At 70.1% G+C, this 17,937-nt stretch carries 14 protein-coding genes; 6 read left to right on the top strand and 8 right to left on the bottom strand.

From position 1 onward, the window contains the following. Positions 1-202 precede the first annotated feature (202 nt). The 4 genes from YWY_RS0108190 to YWY_RS0108175 form a co-directional block, all read right to left on the bottom strand. The gene (locus tag YWY_RS0108190) at positions 203-1,108 is read right to left on the bottom strand and encodes an FkbM family methyltransferase (RefSeq protein WP_156899150.1); all 906 of its coding nucleotides are present in this window, start codon (positions 1,106-1,108) and stop codon (positions 203-205) included. A gap of 427 nt (positions 1,109-1,535) precedes the next feature. Then, positions 1,536-1,991, bottom strand: a complete 456-nt coding sequence (locus YWY_RS0108185) for a VOC family protein (protein WP_028847222.1) — start codon at positions 1,989-1,991, stop codon at positions 1,536-1,538. A 99-nt stretch (positions 1,992-2,090) separates the two neighbouring features. Beyond that, positions 2,091-4,574: a DNA gyrase/topoisomerase IV subunit A gene (locus YWY_RS0108180; RefSeq protein ID WP_028847221.1), complete on the bottom strand. Its 2,484-nt coding sequence runs from the start codon at positions 4,572-4,574 to the stop codon at positions 2,091-2,093. A 35-nt stretch (positions 4,575-4,609) separates the two neighbouring features. Next, complete coding sequence (locus YWY_RS0108175) at positions 4,610-6,667, bottom strand: DNA gyrase/topoisomerase IV subunit B (RefSeq protein WP_028847220.1); 2,058 nt, start codon at positions 6,665-6,667, stop codon at positions 4,610-4,612. 219 nt (positions 6,668-6,886) lie between these two features. Between YWY_RS0108175 and YWY_RS0108170 the strand changes: the two genes are divergently transcribed. The 4 genes from YWY_RS0108170 to YWY_RS0108155 all read left to right on the top strand — a co-directional run bounded on the left by YWY_RS0108170 (position 6,887) and on the right by YWY_RS0108155 (position 11,858). Beyond that, complete coding sequence (locus YWY_RS0108170) at positions 6,887-7,885, top strand: LLM class flavin-dependent oxidoreductase (protein WP_038044826.1); 999 nt, start codon at positions 6,887-6,889, stop codon at positions 7,883-7,885. A gap of 75 nt (positions 7,886-7,960) precedes the next feature. Beyond that, positions 7,961-8,767: an ABC transporter ATP-binding protein gene (locus YWY_RS0108165; RefSeq protein WP_028847218.1), complete on the top strand. Its 807-nt coding sequence runs from the start codon at positions 7,961-7,963 to the stop codon at positions 8,765-8,767. Then, on the top strand, positions 8,764-9,759 hold the full coding sequence (locus YWY_RS0108160) for an ABC transporter substrate-binding protein (RefSeq protein WP_211227501.1): 996 nt from the start codon (positions 8,764-8,766) through the stop codon (positions 9,757-9,759). The genes YWY_RS0108165 and YWY_RS0108160 overlap by 4 nt, the downstream gene beginning before the upstream one ends. Further along, on the top strand, positions 9,756-11,858 hold the full coding sequence (locus YWY_RS0108155) for an iron ABC transporter permease (RefSeq protein ID WP_051310047.1): 2,103 nt from the start codon (positions 9,756-9,758) through the stop codon (positions 11,856-11,858). Before YWY_RS0108160 ends, YWY_RS0108155 begins: the two co-directional genes overlap by 4 nt. Here YWY_RS0108155 and YWY_RS0108150 read toward each other — a convergent pair whose 3' ends face one another. After that, the gene (locus YWY_RS0108150; RefSeq protein ID WP_028847215.1) at positions 11,859-12,281 is read right to left on the bottom strand and encodes a PPOX class F420-dependent oxidoreductase; all 423 of its coding nucleotides are present in this window, start codon (positions 12,279-12,281) and stop codon (positions 11,859-11,861) included. It abuts the gene before it with no gap. Between the two features lie 71 nt (positions 12,282-12,352). Here YWY_RS0108150 and YWY_RS0108145 point away from each other — a divergent pair, with 71 nt between their 5' ends. Together YWY_RS0108145 and YWY_RS0108140 are read left to right on the top strand one after the other, a co-directional pair. Next, positions 12,353-12,958 carry a TetR/AcrR family transcriptional regulator gene (locus tag YWY_RS0108145; protein WP_028847214.1) on the top strand — a complete coding sequence of 202 codons (606 nt, stop codon included), beginning with the start codon at positions 12,353-12,355 and terminating at the stop codon, positions 12,956-12,958. Then, positions 12,942-14,567: an acyl-CoA dehydrogenase family protein gene (locus YWY_RS0108140; protein ID WP_028847213.1), complete on the top strand. Its 1,626-nt coding sequence runs from the start codon at positions 12,942-12,944 to the stop codon at positions 14,565-14,567. The genes YWY_RS0108145 and YWY_RS0108140 overlap by 17 nt, the downstream gene beginning before the upstream one ends. A 95-nt stretch (positions 14,568-14,662) precedes the next feature. Here YWY_RS0108140 and YWY_RS0108135 read toward each other — a convergent pair whose 3' ends face one another. From YWY_RS0108135 to YWY_RS0108125, 3 genes are all read right to left on the bottom strand, one after another. Further along, a complete protein-coding gene (locus YWY_RS0108135) occupies positions 14,663-16,030 on the bottom strand; it encodes a GH1 family beta-glucosidase (protein WP_028847212.1) in 1,368 nt (455 codons plus the stop codon). Positions 16,031-16,072: 42 nt separating this feature from the next. After that, positions 16,073-17,299 carry an MFS transporter gene (locus YWY_RS0108130; RefSeq protein WP_028847211.1) on the bottom strand — a complete coding sequence of 409 codons (1,227 nt, stop codon included), beginning with the start codon at positions 17,297-17,299 and terminating at the stop codon, positions 16,073-16,075. 122 nt (positions 17,300-17,421) lie between these two features. After that, positions 17,422-17,895 (bottom strand): YbaK/EbsC family protein, encoded by a 474-nt coding sequence (locus YWY_RS0108125; protein WP_028847210.1) that lies wholly within the window; start codon positions 17,893-17,895, stop codon positions 17,422-17,424. Positions 17,896-17,937: the final 42 nt, after the last annotated feature.

Genomic DNA, 17,937 nt, shown 5'->3' with positions numbered 1-17,937 from the left:
CCGCCGTGCACCTTCGGGTGTGCGGCGGCACAGTCGTATGCACGACTGCACCGCCGAGAACAGCACTGAACATGCATCGCGGCCGAGCTCCATCGGGTTCGTCGACCACGGGCGGGGGGAGGGGCGGCGCGTGGACGAGGTTCCTGCGCGATGCAGGCCAGCTCCCGTCAGCGTGCCGGTGCTCGGGCGGTGTGTCATCGGTTCACAGCTTGGCCGCCGACTCCGCGGGGATGAGCAACACGTCCCGCGAGTCGTGGAGCGGCAGCGGGCCGGTCGAGTACAGCTGGCTCGTGGTGAGCAGATGCAGGCGGGATCTCCCGACGGCGAAGACCACATAGCCGGCCGTGTGGAACCTGAGCAGGAGTGACCGCAGCCTGCCGGGGGAGCGCTGCACCTTCACCATGACGGTCGCCCTGCGGGCGAGCACGTTCTCGGCGGCCGCCTCGAGAATCGCGGCCTCGCACCCCTCGACGTCCAGCGTGACGAGGTCGGCTTGGGCCAGTACGCCTGCTGCCGGGACCGTCGGCACTCTGATCGTGCGCGCTGTCGGACGGCCGGCAACGCCTTCCGCATGCCCGACGACGTAACCGCCGGTCGGTGCGACATCGCGGTCGTGGTCCGGGACAGCGAGCTCCGCGTGGCCCGGCTCGGCCACGTCGAGCGCAGCCGCATGGATCACGGTGACGTGTGACAACCCGTTGAGCTCCACGTTCCGGCGCAGGACTTGGGCGGAACCGGGATGTGCTTCGACAGCGGTGTAGACGGAGCCAGCAGGCTGCGCCTGCGCACCGACGACGGTGAAGAAGCCGATGTTGGCGCCCAGCTCCACGACGGTCCCCGCGTTCCGGCACAGATCCCGCCAGATTTCGGCTGCCACGCCCGCGTGCTCCTGCACGCCGCACCAGTACAGCTGCCGAATCGCCCGCGACTCCGCCGTGACCATGCGGACGCGTGGGGCACCGGGCACCGCGCAGGCCTCGATCGGCCCGAACGGGCGGTGCCGGAGCACTGCCACCAGCGGACGCGAGACCCAGCGCATCCGCCCCGACGTGTATGCGCCCTGCACCTTGCGCATGACCACGGCCGGAACCAGGCGAAGCGGTGCCACCAGCACAGCCCGGGCCACCTGTCCGGCGCGTTTGAGCAATGACCGTGCCACATGAACGACTACGGATCGCAGCACCGAACAGTGCACTCGTTCATGAACCGGACGGCGTTCGCGGGCGGATGATCCGAGTTCCGGTGTGCATGTCCCGCGTAGGGGAGGGATGCACGCGAGCCGTGAGGAGCGGTGGGGCGGTGGCCGGGCCGGGGGAGCAGGCCTGTCAGCGGGGCGCGCGACACGGGCCACCGCGTACAGTGCTGCTGCGGAGCGACTTCAGCGGCCCGCCTTGGCCGGCTGGCTGTGCGGGCGGGAGTGGCAGGCGAGCAGGGGCTGGAGCCAGCCGAAATCGACATCACTGCGGGGTCGCCGACCTGTCGAGCCGTGATCCGCAGCCCGCACGTCCGGGAGCCGATTCCGCGGGCCGTCGCGATCAGCCCGCGGCGCAGAACTCGTTGCCTTCCGGATCGAGCATCAGCCACCAGTGCCCGGCCGGCACCTTGTCGTATTCCTGCACGCGTTTGGCGCCCAGCGACTCCAGCCTGCTCACCAGCGCCTCGAGCCCTTCATCGCCCGCGTGCACGTCGATGTGCAGCCGGTTCTTGACCGACTTCTCCTCCGGCACGTCCTGGAACAGGATCCGCCGTCCCTTGCCGATGCCGGACACCGGGTCGTACGGGTCGTCCGGATGCCGGATCGCGGCGAAGCCGCGGAAGTACTTCCGGCCGCCGTGCTCGACGACCGCTTCCTCCGGCAGCTGGCCGGCGGCAACGAGCTGATCGATCAGCGCGCCCGCGTCCTCCACCTGATAGCCCAGCGCGTTCGCCCAGAAATCGGCGATGGCGATGGCGTTCTTGCTGTCGACGATCAGCTTCCAGTGCAGTGCCATGCGCCCGTTGTACCGCCGAGGACCGACAGTTCCGCGGCGCGCGGTACCGTGCCCGCCACACCGGCGAGGCCGCGATCGGCCCCGGCCGACGACGACGCGTCAGCCCCGTTCGACCAGATGGCCCACCAGGTCCGGCACCCGGCTGGCCTGCCCCGATCCGTCCCGCCGGTGGTCGACGTCCGGCAAGTCGACCGGCTCGCCCTTGCGGGACGAACCCGCGGGCCGCGGCCCGACCCACGCCAACGACAGCTGCGACTCCCCCTTGAGGAAGCGCTGCGCCCGCACACCGCCGGTGGCGCGGCCTTTCGCCGGGAACTCTGCCAGCGGGGTGACCTTGACCGTCTGCTGGGTCGCGGTCACCACCATCGGCTCGCCGTGGTCGGGATCGTCGGTGGCCACCGCGCCGAAGAACACCACCCGGGCGTCGCCGCCGAGTTTGATGCCCGCCATGCCGCCGCCCCTGAGCCCTTGCGGCCGGACCAGCGAGGCGGAGTAGCGCAGCAGGGAAGCCGCCGAGGTGACGAACACCAGCGTCTCGTCGCCGCTGGTCAGCCACGTGGCGCCGACCACCCGGTCGCCCTCCTTCAGCGAGATGACCTCGAATTCCTCGGCCCGCACCGGCCAATCCGGGGCGCACACCTTGACCACGCCCTTCTCCGTGCCCAGCGCCAGGCCGGGGGAACCTGCCGCCTGCTCGCCCAACGGGGCCAGGCCGACCACCTTCTCACCCGCTTCCAGCGGCACCAGTTCGGTGACCGGGATGCCGCCGCCCAGCGACACGGTGCCGACCTGCTCGGGCAACACCGGCAAGGGCAGCACGTCGGTCTTGAACGCGCGGCCGCGGCTGGTGATCAGCAGCACCCTCCCGCGCGCGGTGGTGTGCACCAACGCGGCCACCGCGTCGTGCTTCACCCGCCCGCTGCGCCGCCGCTTCTCCAGGACCTCCTCGGACTCCGCCGCGGTCCTGGCCAGCAGTCCCGACGCCGACAGCAGCACCTGGCACGGGTCGTCGCTGACCTCCAGCGGGCCCTTCGGCTGGGCGGCGAGCACCTCCTTGAGGTCGCCGTCGATCAGCGACGTCCGCCGGGGCGTGGCGAACTTCTCCGCCACTTGCGCCAGCTCCTCCGACACCACCCGCTTCAGCTCGGCCTCGTCGTCGAGGATCTTGTTCAGCTCGGCGATCTCGGACCGCAGCTTGGCGTGCTCGGCGTCCAGCTCGAGCTTGTCGTACTTGGTCAGCCTGCGCAGCGGGGTGTCCAGGATGTAGGTGGCCTGCACCTCGGTCAGGTCGAACTCGGCCATCAGGGCTTCCTTGGCCGCCTGCGCGTTCTCGCTGCCGCGGATCAACGCGATCACCCGGTCGATGTCCAACAGGGCCTTGAGCAGGCCCTCGACCAGGTGCAGCCGTTCCTCGCGCTTGCGCCGCCGGTACTTGGTGCGCCGGGTCACCACGTCGTAGCGGTGGCGCAGGAAGACCTCGAGCAGCTGCTTGAGCCCCAGCGTCCTGGGCTGGCCGTCGACCAGCACCAGGTTGTTGATGCCGAACGACTGCTCCATCGGCGTCAGCCGGTACAGGTCGGCCAGCAGCGCCTGCGGGTTCACCCCGACCTTGCACTCGATGACCACCCGGGTGCCGTTCTCCCGGTCGGTCAGGTCCTTCACGTCGGCGATGCCGGTCAGCCGCTTGGTCTTGGTGACCTCTTCGGTGATCTTCTCGATGATCTTCTCCGGGCCGACCGCGTACGGCAGCTCGGTGATGGTGATCGCCTGCCTGCCCCGGCTGCCGGGCAGCGGCCCGATCTGCACCTTGGCCCGCATCCGCACCACGCCACGGCCGGTCTCGTACGCCTTGCGCACCTCGTCCAGCCCGAGCAGCTGACCACCGGTCGGCAGGTCGGGGCCCGGCACGAACTCCATCAGCTTGTCCAGCGAGGCGTCCGGGTGGTCGATCAGCCACCTGGCGGCGTCGATCACCTCGCCCAGGTTGTGCGGAATCATGTTGGTCGCCATGCCGACTGCGATCCCCGACGTGCCGTTGACCAGCAGGTTCGGGAACGCCGCAGGCAGCACCGCGGGCTCCTGCAGCGACCCGTCGTAGTTCGGCCGGAAGTCGACGGTGTCCTCGTCCAGCTCGCCCACCATCAGCATGGCCTCCGCCGACAGGCGGGCCTCGGTGTAGCGGCTGGCCGCCGGGCCGTCGTCGGGGGAGCCGAAGTTGCCGTGGCCGTCGACCAGCGGAACGTTGAGCGAGAAGTCCTGCGCCATCCGCACCATGGCGTCGTAGATCGCGGCGTCACCGTGCGGGTGGTACTTGCCCATCACGTCGCCGACCACCCGCGAGGACTTCACGTAGGCGTGCCCCGGCCGGTAGCCGTTCTCGTTCATCGAGTACAGGATCCGCCGATGGACCGGCTTCAACCCGTCCCGCGCATCGGGCAGGGCACGGGAGTGGATGACCGAGTACGCGTATTCCAGGTACGACTGCTCGATCTCCTGCTTGACCGGGCTGTCGTAGACGTGCGCGCCCGCCTTGTCGAACGCAGCGGGGTCGATGCGGGTGGTAGGGCCGGTGCGGCGTGCCATGCTGCGGCTCCTCGTGTAGCGCTACGCGTGTGGGATCAGATGTCGATGGCTTCCTGGTCGACGCGGGAGGACGACTCCACCAGCCAGTTGCGCCGGGGCTCCACCTTCTCGCCCATCAGCAGCTCCAGCGCCGCTTCCGCGGCCTCGGCGTCCTCCAGCGTGATCCGGCGGACCGACCTGGTCGCGGGATTCATGGTGGTCTCCCATAACTCGTCCGGGTCCATCTCGCCGAGGCCCTTGAACCGGGGCACCGGTTTGACCACCTGATGGCCGGCCGCCTCCAGCCTGGCCACGGTCTGCTCCATCTCCCGCTGGGTGAACGTGTAGTGGGTCTGCGGATTGCGACCCTTGGTCATGACCTTGTGCAGCGGCGGCATCGCCGCGTACAGCCTGCCCGCGGTGATCACCGGCCGCATGTACTTGGCGAACAGCGTGATCAGCAGCGTGCGGATGTGCGAGCCGTCCACGTCCGCGTCGGCCATGATGATCACCCGGCCGTAGCGCATGGCGGACAGGTCGAACGTGCGGCCGGTGCCCGCGCCGAGCACCTGCACGATCGCGGCGATCTCGGCGTTCTTCAACGTGTCGGCCAGGCTGGCCTTCTGCACGTTGAGGATCTTGCCGCGCAGCGGCAGCAGCGCCTGGTACTCCGAGGACCGCGCCAGCCTGGCCGAGCCGAGCGCGCTGTCGCCCTCGACCAGGAACAGCTCGCTGCGCTCGATCCCGGTGGACCGGCAGTCCACCAGCTTGGCGGGCATGGCCGCGCCCTCCAGCGCCGTCTTGCGCCGGGCGGCGTCCTTCTGCTGCTTCTGCACCAGGCGCACCCGGGCCGCGTCGACCACCTTCTGCAGCACGACTTTGGCCTCGGACTTCGTCCTGCGCGCCTGGGTCCACGCCTTGACCTCGCGCTCGACGATCTGCTGGACGACCTTGGTGATGCCCGCCGTGGAGAGCTCGTCCTTGGTCTGCGAGGTGAACTGCGGTTCGGGCAGCTTGACGTGCACCACCGCCGTCATGCCCTCCAGCACGTCTTCCAGCGTCGGCAGCGCCTCTTTCGGCTTCAGCAGGCCGCGGCTGCGGGAGATCGCGTCGTTGATCGCGCGCAGCACGCCCCGCTCGAACCCTTTGCGATGCGTGCCGCCGTGCTGGTTGCGGATGGTGTTGGTGAAGCACTCGACGATGCGCTCGTAGCCGGTGCCCCAGCGCAGGGCGACCTCGACCTCGGCGCGGCGTTCCACGTTGGACCGCATGACGCCGTTGGCGTCGGCCGCGTTCTCCCGGTAAGTGCCCTCCCCGGCGATGACCAGCGTCCCGGACACCGGCTTCTCGTCGCTCGGCGCCAGGAACTCCACCATGTCCGCCAGGCCTCGCGGATAGTGGAAGACCTCCTCGGAGATGCCGTCCTCGCCGGCCAGGCGCAGCACGTACGTCACACCGGGCACCAGGAACGCGGTGTGCCGCATCTTCTGCCGCACCGCCTCCACGTCCAGCGCGGCACCGGATTCGAAGTAGCGGGAGTCGTGCCAGTACCGCACCGACGTGCCGGTGGGCTCGCCGCGCTTCATCTTGCGCACCACGCGCAGCCCGGACCGCTCGGTGAACCGGGCTTTCGGCCCCGGACCGTGGAACTCGCCCGGCGTGCCGTGGGCGAACGAGATCTCGTGGACCTTCCCGTCCCGTTTCACCACCACGTCCATGCGGTGTGACAGCGCGTTGACCGCGGACGCGCCGACGCCGTGCAGGCCACCGGACGTCTTGTAGCCTGCCCCGCCGAACTTGCCGCCCGCGTGCAGCTTGGTGAGCACCAGCTCGACACCGCTGAGCCCGGACTTGGCGTGCACGTCGGTCGGGATGCCCCGGCCGTCGTCGTCGACCTGGACGCTGCCGTCGGCGTGCAACGTCACCACGATGCGGGTGGCGTGCCCGGCTATGCCCTCGTCGGTGGAGTTGTCCAGGATCTCCGACAGCAGGTGGTTGATTCCCCTGCTGTCGGTGGACCCGATGTACATTCCGGGCCGCTTGCGTACCGCTTCCAGGCCTTCGAGGTGGGTCAGGTCGTCCGCCCCGTACAGGGGCTCCACGGTGGCAGTCACGAGCGAGAAGGTTAACCGGGTCGGCCGACGAACCCGTGGACCCGCGCCGGTCGGTGCCCGAGCTGTGACTCGGGCGGCACGAAAGCCGCCGTGCGGAAGTCCGTGCGGAAGTCTGTGCGCAACTCTGTGCGAACCTCTCGGAATATCCCGGCCTGCGGTGGCCGTTGCAGCTGGCAGTGTCGTGATCCGATGTGATCTCCCAGTGGCGAGGACGGCGTGATGCTTCCGGTTCCGTTGTCGGTGCTCGACCTGGCCACCGTCGACCGTGGGTCGACGGTGAGCGCGAGCTTGCAAGGCAGTGTCCGGCTTGCCCAGCTGGCCGAGCGGGCCGGCTACCGCCGCGTCTGGTACGCCGAACATCACAACTTCGCGTCGATCGCCTCCTCGGCGACGGCCGTGCTCATCGCGCACGTCGCGGCCAACACCACGCGCATCCGGGTCGGCGCGGGCGGGGTGATGCTGCCCAACCATGCGCCGCTGGTGATCGCCGAGCAGTTCGGCACGCTCGCCAGCCTGCATCCGGGCCGGATCGACCTCGGTCTCGGCCGGGCCCCCGGCACCGACCCGGTCACCGTGCGAGCGCTGCGACGGGACCCGCAGGCGGCCGACACCTTCCCGGAGGACGTCCTCGAGCTGCAGGGCTACCTGACCGGGGACAGCCGGGTCCCCGGCGTTCAGGCGATACCCGGCCGTGGCACCAACGTCCCGCTCTACATCCTCGGCTCGTCGTTGTTCGGCGCTCAACTGGCTGCCCAGCTCGGGCTGCCGTACGCGTTCGCCTCTCACTTCGCGCCCGCCGCGCTGCAGCAGGCGGTGCGCATCTACCGCGAGCGATTCCGGCCTTCCGATCAGCTCGAGCGCCCTTACGTCATCGCCGCGGTCAACGTCATCGCCACCGACACCGAGGAGGAGGCGCAGGAGCATCTGCAGGCCGCCCGCCGCACCCGGGTGCGGGTGTTGTTCGGCCGCAGGGACCGCAAGATCACCGACGAGCAGGCGGACGAGATCCTGCGCGGGCCGCATGCGGCGCAGGTGGACGAAATGCTCACCTACACCGCGGCGGGCACCCCGGATCGTGTGGTGGAGTACCTGGCCAAGTTCGCCGACCACGCCGACGCCGACGAGCTGATCGTCGCCCTCCAGAGCCCGACCGTGGACACCCGGTTGCGGTCCGCGCAGTTGCTCGCCGAGGCGGCCGGGCTACCGGCCGAGTCCTGATTGTGACGCGCGTCGCCACATTCATGCCGAATCGGACATTGGCAGGGAAGTGAGGTTAGGCTAGCCTCACTAGCCGTGAATGTGCTCAGCGGTCACGCACTCGACGTCGGCTATCACGGCACCACCGTCGTGCACGCGGCTTCCCTGACGTTGACGGCGGGCAAGGTGACTGCCCTCGTCGGACCGAACGGCAGTGGGAAGTCGACGTTGCTGCGCGCACTCGCCCGCTTGCACAAGCCGACCTGCGGCGACGTCCTGCTGGAGGACGGCGAGTCCGCGTTCGCGTTGGCGCCGAAGGAGTTCGCGCGGCGCGTGACGCTGCTGGCACAGAGCCGGCCGACCCCGACCGGCATCACTGTCCGGGACGTGGTCAGCTACGGGCGGTACCCCTACCGGAGCCGGTTCAGCGGCGAAGACCCGGACGGCCTGCGGGCGGTGGAGCACGCGTTGGAGGTCACCGGGACGACGCCGATGGCGCACCGCCCGGTGGACGAGCTGTCCGGCGGTGAGCTGCAGCGGGTGTGGCTGGCGACCTGCCTGGCCCAGGACACCGGCGTGCTGCTGCTGGACGAGCCGACCACGTTCCTCGACCTGCGTTATCAGGTGGAAATCCTGGACCTGGTGCGTGACCTGGCCGACGAGCACAACGTCGCCGTCGGTGTGGTGCTGCACGACCTGAACCAAGCGGCCCAGGTGGCCGACGAGGTGGTGCTGCTGCACCGGGGGCGGGTGCGTGCCTTCGGTCCCCCGGCCGACGTGCTGACCAGCGAGCACTTGACCGAGACCTACGGCATCCGCATCGACGTCACCACCGATCACACGACCGGCCAGCTCACCGCTGTCCCGGTCGGCAAACACACCCATCGAGTAGTCAGGACATGATGATGAGGACCCGGATCGCCGCGTTCGCGGCGTCTGCCATGCTGCTCGCGCTCGGCGCCTGCGGCACGACCGAGAACCCGGAGCAGGTCGCCGACTCCGGCTCCGCCGCGTCGTCCGGCCCGGTCACGGTGACCGACAGCCGCGGCAAGACCATCGAACTGAAGGCCCCGGCCAAGAAGGTCGTGGCGCTGGAGTGGGGCGAGGCGGAAATGCTGGCCAGCCTCGGGGTCATGCCGGTCGGCGTCGCCGACGTCAAGGGCTATTCCACCTGGGTGACCGCCGAGAAGCTGGACGCCGGCGTCAAGGACGTCGGCACCCGCGCCGAGCCGAGCGAGGACTCGATCCTCGGCCTGACGCCCGATCTGGTCGTCATGGAGGAGAACCGGGACTCCAACCTGAGCAAGCGGCTGGAGGACAAGGGCATCCCGGTGCTGGTCACCAAGGGTGCCGACGCCAAGCGCGGCGAGCTGGACCGGATGCGTGACGACCTGATGATGATCGCCACCGCGACCGGTACCGAGGACAAGGCCGAGCAGCTGCTGGAGGAACTGGACGCCACGCTTGCCGAGGCGAAACAGAAGCTGGCCGACGCGGGCAAGGACGGCGCCAAATTCGTCATGGCCGACGGCTACAAGGAAGGCAACGTCATCTCCATCCGGCCGTTCGGGCAGGGCGCGCTGGTGTCGCGGGTCGCGCAGGAGATCGGGCTGGAGAACGCCTGGCAGGGCAAGGTCGACGAGATGTGGGGCCTTGGCGCCACCGACGTCGAGGGCCTGACCACCATCAAGGACGCCGACGTGCATTTCTTCTACAACGCCTCCGACGGCAACGACGTGTTCGCCGACGGGCTCAGCAGCAACCCGATCTGGAAGTCGCTGCCGTTCGTCAAGGCGGGCAACGTGCACAAGCTGACCGACGGCATCTGGACCTTCGGCGGCCCGAAGTCCTGCGCCCAGTACGCCAACGAGCTCGTGCGGATCCTGACGTCTTGAGCCAGACCGTCGCGGCACCGCAGGCGGATCAGGCACCCCCGCCGCTTCGGCCCATCCCGGTGGCCACGGCGTTCGTCGTGGCCACCGCGGCGGTGGTGGTGCTCGCGGCGGTGCACCTCACGCAGGGCACGTCCGGGGTCGGCGCGCTCGATCTGCTGGAGCTGCTGGCCGGCCCGGCCGATCAGCAGGTGCTCGACATCCTCAGCGGCTCACGGCTGCCGCGCATGCTCGCCGCGCTGTTGGTGGGCGTGGCGCTCGGCTGCGCAGGCGCCGCGCTGCAGTCGGTGGCGCGCAACGCGCTGGCCTCGCCGGACACCCTGGCGGTGAACGCGGGCGCTCACCTTGCGGTCGTGCTGTCGGCGGCGCTCGGCATCTCGTTGACCGCGGGCAGTTCTCTGCTGAGCGGGCTGGCCGCGCTCGGCTCGGCCTTCGTCGGCGGACTGCTCGCCGCCGGGCTGGTGCTGCTGCTGTCGTCCGGGGGGACCTCGCCGACCAGGATCATTCTGGCCGGCTCGGCGATCACCATGGCCGTGCAGTCGGTGACCTACCTCTTCCTGCTGCTCTACGAGGAGGAGACGCACGGGCTGTTCGCATGGGGGATGGGATCCCTGGTCCAGGCCGACGTCACCCCGGTCGTGCAGCTCGCGCCGGTGGTGCTGCTGTGCGTCGCCTGCTGCATGCTGCTCGGTCATCGGCTGGACATCCTGGCGCTGGGCAGCGACACCGCATCGGTGCTCGGGGTGCGGGTGCGGCAGACCCGGTTGATCACCGCGATGCTGGCCGTGCTGCTGGCCGCCGCCGCGGTCAGCCTCGCCGGGCCGATCCCGTTCATCGGACTGGTCGCCCCCGCGGTCGTGCGGCTGATGGGCGCGCGCATCCCCGGTCTGATGCGGCACCGGGTGCTGTTCCCGCTGTCCTCGCTCGTCGGCGTGGTGATCGTGCTGAGCTCGGACATCGCGGTGCGTGCCGTGCTCGGCGGGCAGGCGGGCGTGGACGTTCCGGCAGGGGTCGTGACGACGATCCTCGGCGCCGGGGTGCTGATCGCGCTCGCCCGTCGTTACCGGGACGCGGGACCGACCCGCAGGCCACCGACACCGCATTCGGCGGCGGTGCGTTCGCGTCGTTTCGTGCTCACCGTGGTGGCGGTCCTGGCCGTCCTGCTCGGTGCGGCGCTGTTGGCGGGCATGCTGCTCGGCGACCGCTGGGTGCTGACCGGCGACATCGTCAACTGGCTCACCGGCAACAGCAGCGTCGGCATGGCGGCGATGCTGGAAGGCCGCTGGCCGCGGGTGGCGGCAGCGCTGCTGGCGGGTCTGGCGTTGGCGATCGCCGGGTCGGTGGTGCAAGCGGTGTGCCGCAATCCGCTCGCCGAACCCGGGATCCTCGGCGTCACCGCGGGAGCCGGGGTCGGTGCGGTCACCCTGATCACCGTGGTGCCGATGGCCGGGACGGTCACCATGACGGTGATCGCCACCGGCTCCGCGCTGCTTGCGTTCGGCACGGTCTACCTGCTGGCGTACCGCGGCGGGCTCAATTCCGACCGGCTGGTGCTCATCGGCGTCGGCATGTGGATGGGCTGCAACGCGATCAGCACGTTCCTCATCGTCGCGTTCGATCCGTGGAACACGGTCAAGGCGCTGACCTGGCTGTCCGGGTCCACCTACGGTCGGACACCGGAGCAGCTGCTCCCGGTGGGCGTCGCGCTGTTGGTGCTGACGCCGCTGATCGTGCTGGCGCGCCGGGAGCTCGATCTGCTCGCCCTCGACGACGACACCCCGCGGGTGCTCGGGGTGCGACTGGAACGGGCCCGGCTGCTCGCGCTCGGGGCGGCGGCCGTCCTCACCGCGACCGCCGTCGCCGCGGTGGGCGTCGTCGGGTTCGTCGGGCTGGTCGCCCCGCACATCGCGCGCGGCTTGGTCGGGAGCAAACACGCCCGGATGATCCCGGTGGCCGCGCTCATCGGCGCCCTGGTCATCTCGCTTGCCGACACGGTGGGCCGGACGGTGATCGCCCCGGCACAGATCCCGGCCGGCCTGCTGGCCGCGTTGATCGGCACGCCGTACTTCGTCTACCTGCTCTGGCGGACCCGCACGCGGTGATCAGGCGAGCCACCCGTAGGTGTGGCTGACCGCGATACGCAGCACCAGCCTGCGCTCGTCCACCATGGCCTGGCGAAACTCCGCCCAGTCCGGATGCTCCCCGGCGATCGTGCGATAGAGGTCGACCAGCTCGTCGACCGTCGCGTCGTCGGGTTGCCGCGCGACCGGCGTGAGCTCGGCCGTGCCTTCCAGGACGACGTAACCGCGCATGGACGGCGGGGTGACCAGCAGGCTGGCGCGCGGATCCCGCCGCAGGTTGCGCGTCTTGGCCCGCGAGTCGGTGACGGAAATGCGGATCAGCCGGTCCTGGTCGTCGTAGGCGAACCCGACGATCGACATCTGCGGGGTGCCGTCGCGCTTGAGCGTGGTCAGCACACCGTGCCGCACCTTGTCCAACAGGTCTCGTTGCGCATGGTCGAGCATGCCGTGTGCAACGGCCACGACGGCGCGGCGATTCCCTTGGCGAAGAAGTGAATTCGTGATTCACTTCTTGCATGGCGTATCGCCGGACACCGGCCGTGCAAGCCCGGCTGGACGCCCAGCGGGCTGCGATCGTGCAGGCCGCCCACGACGTCCTGGCCGAACACGGCTACACAGGGTGCACGATGGCTGCGGTCGCGGCCAGGGCAGGTGTTGCCACCGGCACCATCTACCGGCATTTCCCCAGCAAGTCGGCGCTGGCCGTGGAGCTGTTCCGGGCCGTGGTGGACCGGGAGGTGTCCGCGGTGGCCGAGGCGAGCGCGTCCGGTGATGCTCTCGAGCGGGTCGTGGCCGTCACCGAGACGTTCGCCCGGCGCGCGCTCAAGGCGCCCCGGCTGGCCTACGCGCTGCTGGCCGAGCCGGTCGACCCCGCGGTGGACGCCGAACGGCTGGTCTACCGGCGCGCATTCCGCGACATCATCGCCAAGCACGTCGCCGAAGGCGTCGCCGCCGGGGTCCTGCCGCCACAGGATGCGGAGCTGACCGCCGCCGCGCTGGTCGGGGCCGTGGCGGAAGCGCTGATCGGCCCGCTGTCCACCGGCGATCACCCCGACATCGTGCCCGCGATGACCGCGTTCACCCTGCGAGCGTTAGGAGTGCAGCATGCCCCCAACCCATGAGGTCACCAACCAGGTCCCGCCACTAGCCGGTCACGACGTCGCCAACTATCCGGCGTTGCTGGAGAGCGTGCGCGCCGGGGGAGCGGAGTGGGCGGAGGCGGAGCTGCATACGCTGGGGCGGCTGGCCGGCAGCGAGCAGGCGCAGGAATGGGGACGGCTGGCGGAGCAGAACCCGCCGGTGCTGCGCACCCATGACCGCTACGGGCATCGCATCGACGAGGTCGAGTTCCACCCGTACTGGCACGAACTGATGCAGGTGGCGGTGGAGAACGGCTTGCACGCCGCACCGTGGGCCGACAGCAGGCCGGGGGCTCATCTGGCCCGCGCCGCCAAGACGTTCGTGTGGACGCTGGCCGATCCCGGGCACATCTGCCCGATCTCGATGACGTATGCGGCGGTGCCTGCGCTGCGCGAAGAGCCGGAGCTGGCCGAGCGGTTCGAGCCGCTGCTTGCGTCCCGTGTGTACGACTACGGGTTGCGCGAACCCATGTCCAAGCGCGGTCTCATCGCGGGCATGTCGATGACGGAGAAGCAGGGTGGCTCGGACGTGCGCGCCAACACCACGCGGGCCACCCCCAACGGCGATCACTACCTGCTCGTCGGGCACAAGTGGTTCACGTCCGCGCCGATGTCGGACATCTTCCTGGCGCTGGCGCAGGCGCCCGGTGGCCTGTCGTGTTTCCTGGTGCCGCGGATCCTGCCGGACGGCACGCGCAACCCGATGCGCCTGCAGCGGCTGAAGGACAAGCTGGGCAACCGGTCGAACGCGTCCGCCGAGATCGAGTACGACGAAGCGGTCGGCTACCTGGTCGGGGAAGAGGGCCGCGGCATCCAGACGATCATTCACATGGTCAACATGACCCGGCTGGACTGCACCATCGGCTCGGCCGCCGGGATGTACGCGGGCCTGCTGCAGGCGGTGCACCACGCGCGGCACCGCTCGGCATTCGGCGGCCTGCTGATCGACAAGCCACTGATGGCCAACGTGCTGGCCGACCTGGCGATCGAGGCGGAAGCAGCGACGACCGTCGCGATGCGGTTGGCTGCGGCCGTCGACCGGGCGGCGGCTGGCGACGAGCACGAAGCGCAGCTGCGCCGCATGGCCCTGGCGGTGTCGAAGTACTGGGTGTGCAAGCGAGCGCCCGCGCACGCCGCGGAAGCGCTGGAATGCCTCGGCGGCAACGGTTACGTGGAGGAATCCGGGATGCCGCGGCTGTTCCGGGAGTCCCCGCTGATGTCCATCTGGGAAGGCTCCGGCAACGTCGCGGCGCTGGACGCGCTGCGCGCCATGGCCAAGCAGCCGGAGTCGTTGCAGGCCTACTTCGACGAGGTCGACAAGGCCGCTGGGGTGGACCCGCGGTTGGACGAGGCCATCGCGCTGGTGCGCAAGGAACTGTCGGACCCCGGCAACCTGGAGTACCGAACCCGGCGGGTGGTCGAGCTGATGGCCATGGTGCTGCAGGGGGCCCTGCTGCACATGCAGGGCAACGCCGCGGTCGCGGACGCCTTCTGCGCCACGCGGTTGAGCCGCGACTGGGGCGTCGCCTTCGGGACCCTGCCTGCCGGTGTGAACACCAAAGCCATCCTCGAGCGCGTCGTCACGGGCTGAGCGCTGGAGGTCAGGTGCCGGTGAGCCCGAGGGCGCGTGGGCGTTCCGTGCGCCCTCGGGCTCACTCCAGGGCATGACCGGTCCCCAGGGACCGGTCATGCGGCTTCCTTGTGCTGCCGGATCATGTCGCGGTACCAGTAGTAGGAGTTCTTCGGCGTGCGGCGCTGGGTCTGGTAATCGATGTGGATCAGGCCGAATCGCTGGCTGTACCCCTCGGCCCATTCGAAGTTGTCGGTGATCGACCAGACGAAGTAGCCGCGCACGTCGACACCTTCCGCGATCGCCTGGCCGAGGGCGTCGATGTGGGCCCTGTGGTAGGCGATGCGTTCTTGGTCGTCGACCTTGCCGTCCGGCCCCACTTCGTCGTGATACGAGCAGCCGCTTTCGGTGATGTAGACCGGAGGGAGCTGCTCGCCGTAGCGGGACTTGAACGTGGTGAGAATCTGCCGCAACCCGTCCGGCACGACGGGCCAGCCGAACGCGGTCGTGGGGTAGCCGGTCAGGGCGCGCGGTGCGAACGGCAGGCCGGCGGGCAGCTGCGCCCCTTCCAGGACGGACGAGTCGGCCTCGCCGTCCGGGTCGGGCGCTCCGACCAGGGTGGGCTGGTAGTAGTTGATGCCGAAGAAGTCCAGGGGCTCGGCGATGATCCGCAGATCCTCCTCGACGGGGCCGGGCATCGCGGCGGCCAGCAGGGGATCGGGGTACTCGCCGCGCAGGATCGGATCCGCGAACAGCCAGTTCACCAGGGTGTCGTAGCCGTTCGCAGCCTCGACGTCGGCGGGGTCGTCGCTGGCCGGCCAGGTCGGCGCGTGGTTGGAGGCGATCCCGATCGTGCCGGCGCCCTCGGCGCGGAGCGCGCGCACCGCCTGGCCGTGGCCGAGCAGCAGGTGATGGGCGACCGGCAGCGCGCCGAAACCGAGCTCCAGGCCGGGTGCGTGCCTGCCGACCGCGTGTCCGAACATCGTCACCACGACCGGTTCGTTGATCGGCATCCACAGGTGCACCCGGTCGCCCAGCCGCCTGGCCACCAGCGCGGCGTAGTCGGCCAGCCGGGCCGCGGTGTCCCGGGACTGCCAGCCGCCGGCGTCCTGCAGCTCCTGCGGCAGATCCCAGTGGTACAGGGTCACCACGGGTTTGATCCCCGCTGCCAGCAGCTCGTCGACCAGGCGGTCGTAGAAGTCGAGTCCCGCCGGGTTGGCCGGGCCCGAGCCGGTGGGTTGCACTCGTGGCCAGGAGATGGAGAACCGGTAGGCGTCCACGCCGAGTTCGCGCATCAGCGCCACGTCTTCGCGGTATCGGTGATAGTGGTCCGCTGCCACGTCGGCGTTGTCGCCGTTGCGAATACGACCGGGTTGGGCGCAGAAGGTGTCCCAGATGGAACGGCCCCGGCCGTCGGCGGTGAGGGCGCCTTCGACCTGGAACGCTGCGCTGGCCACACCCCAGAGGAATTCGCGCGGGATCATCGGCTGCCTTTCCGGTTCGTCGTGTGACTTTTCATGTGCCTGTCACGCCACCGAGGTGATCCTGCCGACGAGCACCGCGCCGAGGACCGCGACCAGCCCGGACGCGGCGAACAGCGCCGGATAGCCGCCGAGCTGGGTGACCAGCGGCGCGGCCAGCGCGGGAGCCACCACCTGCGGCAGCGTGTTGGAGATGTTGAGCACGCCGAGGTCCTTGCCGCGGTCCGCGGCCGCGGGCAGCACCTGGGTGATCAACGCGAAGTCCACCGAGGTGTAGACGCCGAAGCCGATGCCGACCACCGCGGCGGCGATGATCGCGACCGGGTAGGTGGCGACGCCGGCCAGCAGGAACGCGGCCGCGGCCATGATCAGGCCGGAGACGATGACGAAGACCTTGCGGCGAGCCAGCCGGTCCGACCACACGCCGGCGATCAGCACCGCGGCCATCACGCCGAGCACGTTGACCACGGTCAGCACCAGCAGGGCGCCCTCGGCGTCGGCGATGCCCAGTTCGTCGCGCAGGTAGTACAGCAGATACGCCAGCAGCAGCCCGTTGGACAAGTTCAGCAGGAACCTGGTCAGCCACGCCCAGCCGAAGTCCGGGTACCGGCGCGGGCTGACCCAGAAGCCGCGGAGGAAAGCGCGCAGGTCCCACGGTGGTCGCTGCTCGGGTGGCAACGGCGGGTCACGCCGCTGCAGCAGGAACGGCACCAGGCTGACCAGCAGCACCACCGCGCAGGCGAGGTAGCCCGCGGCACCGGGCAGCACACCGGCCAGCCCGGTGGCGATCACCACGCCCAGCATCTGCGCCAACCCGAGATACCCCGCGGCGGCGCCGCGTTGCCTCCGCGGCACTTGATCGGGCACTACGGCGGTGAGTGCGGCCCACGGGGCGTTGAGCGCGGTCTGCACCAGGCACCAGCCGATGACCAGCTCGGCGACCGTGTCGGCGGCCGAGAGCAGGACCAGGCTTGCCGCGCCGGCCAGCCCACCGACCGCGATCCACGGCAGCCGCCTGCCGAAGCGGGACAGCGTCCGGTCCGACAGCGCACCCCACAGCGGGTTGAACACCGTCGAGAAGGCTGCGCCGATGCCGAACACCCACGCCAGCACGGTTTCCTTCGACTCGGCGGCGATGGCTTCCGCCTGGTTCGGCAGCAGCACCTGGATCGGCCCGTAGAAGCCGACCATCACGCCGACCCAGGCCGTGTTGTAGCGCAGCGTCCACGGCCAGCGGACGTTCTCGGTCGGCTCGACCAGCACCGTGCTCATGACGACCACCCAAACGTGAAGATGGTTCACTTTCGCCTGTCGGGTGGTGTGCCGTCAAGGCTTCGACGGGCGACGCGGGTGTGGGGTGGGAGGGGTCACCGGCTCAGTGAGCCGGGTCCGCGTCAGTCGCCGACGTCGGCAGCGGTCCCGCCGGTGATGCGCAGCAGTGTGTCGAAGGTGGTGGGGAAGACGGTGTTGGGATGGCCGGCAGCGGCCCAGACCGTCTCGTAGCGACGGAGCCAGGTGTCCACCAGTGTGCGCAGCGGAGCCGGGTGGCCGACCGGGGCGACCCCGCCGATGGGCTGCCCGGTGGCCTGGCGGACGAATTCCGGCTTCGCCCGGCGGAGCTTGCCGACCTCCAGCAGCTTGGCGCAGCGCTCGGTGTCCACCCGGTGCGCGCCGCTGGCCAGGATCAGCACCGCCTCACCGTCGGCGTCGAAGATCAAGCTGTTGGCGATCGCGCCGACTTCCACGCCGAGCTGCTCGGCCGCGGCCGTGGCGGTGGGCACCGGCTCGGTGAAGGCGCGGACTTCGGAGGTCTCCCCGTGCGCGCGCAGCGCCTCGACGACGCGGATGACGTTGGGATGCTCCAGCACGGTGGTGACTGTACCGCCGGGCGACGGCCGATCCGATTCCGG

The organism is Thermocrispum agreste DSM 44070 (assembly GCF_000427905.1).
In the GTDB taxonomy this organism is placed as follows: domain Bacteria; phylum Actinomycetota; class Actinomycetes; order Mycobacteriales; family Pseudonocardiaceae; genus Thermocrispum; species Thermocrispum agreste.
Note: the sequence above shows the minus strand (reverse complement) of the source record. Positions and strands in the feature narration are given on the sequence as shown.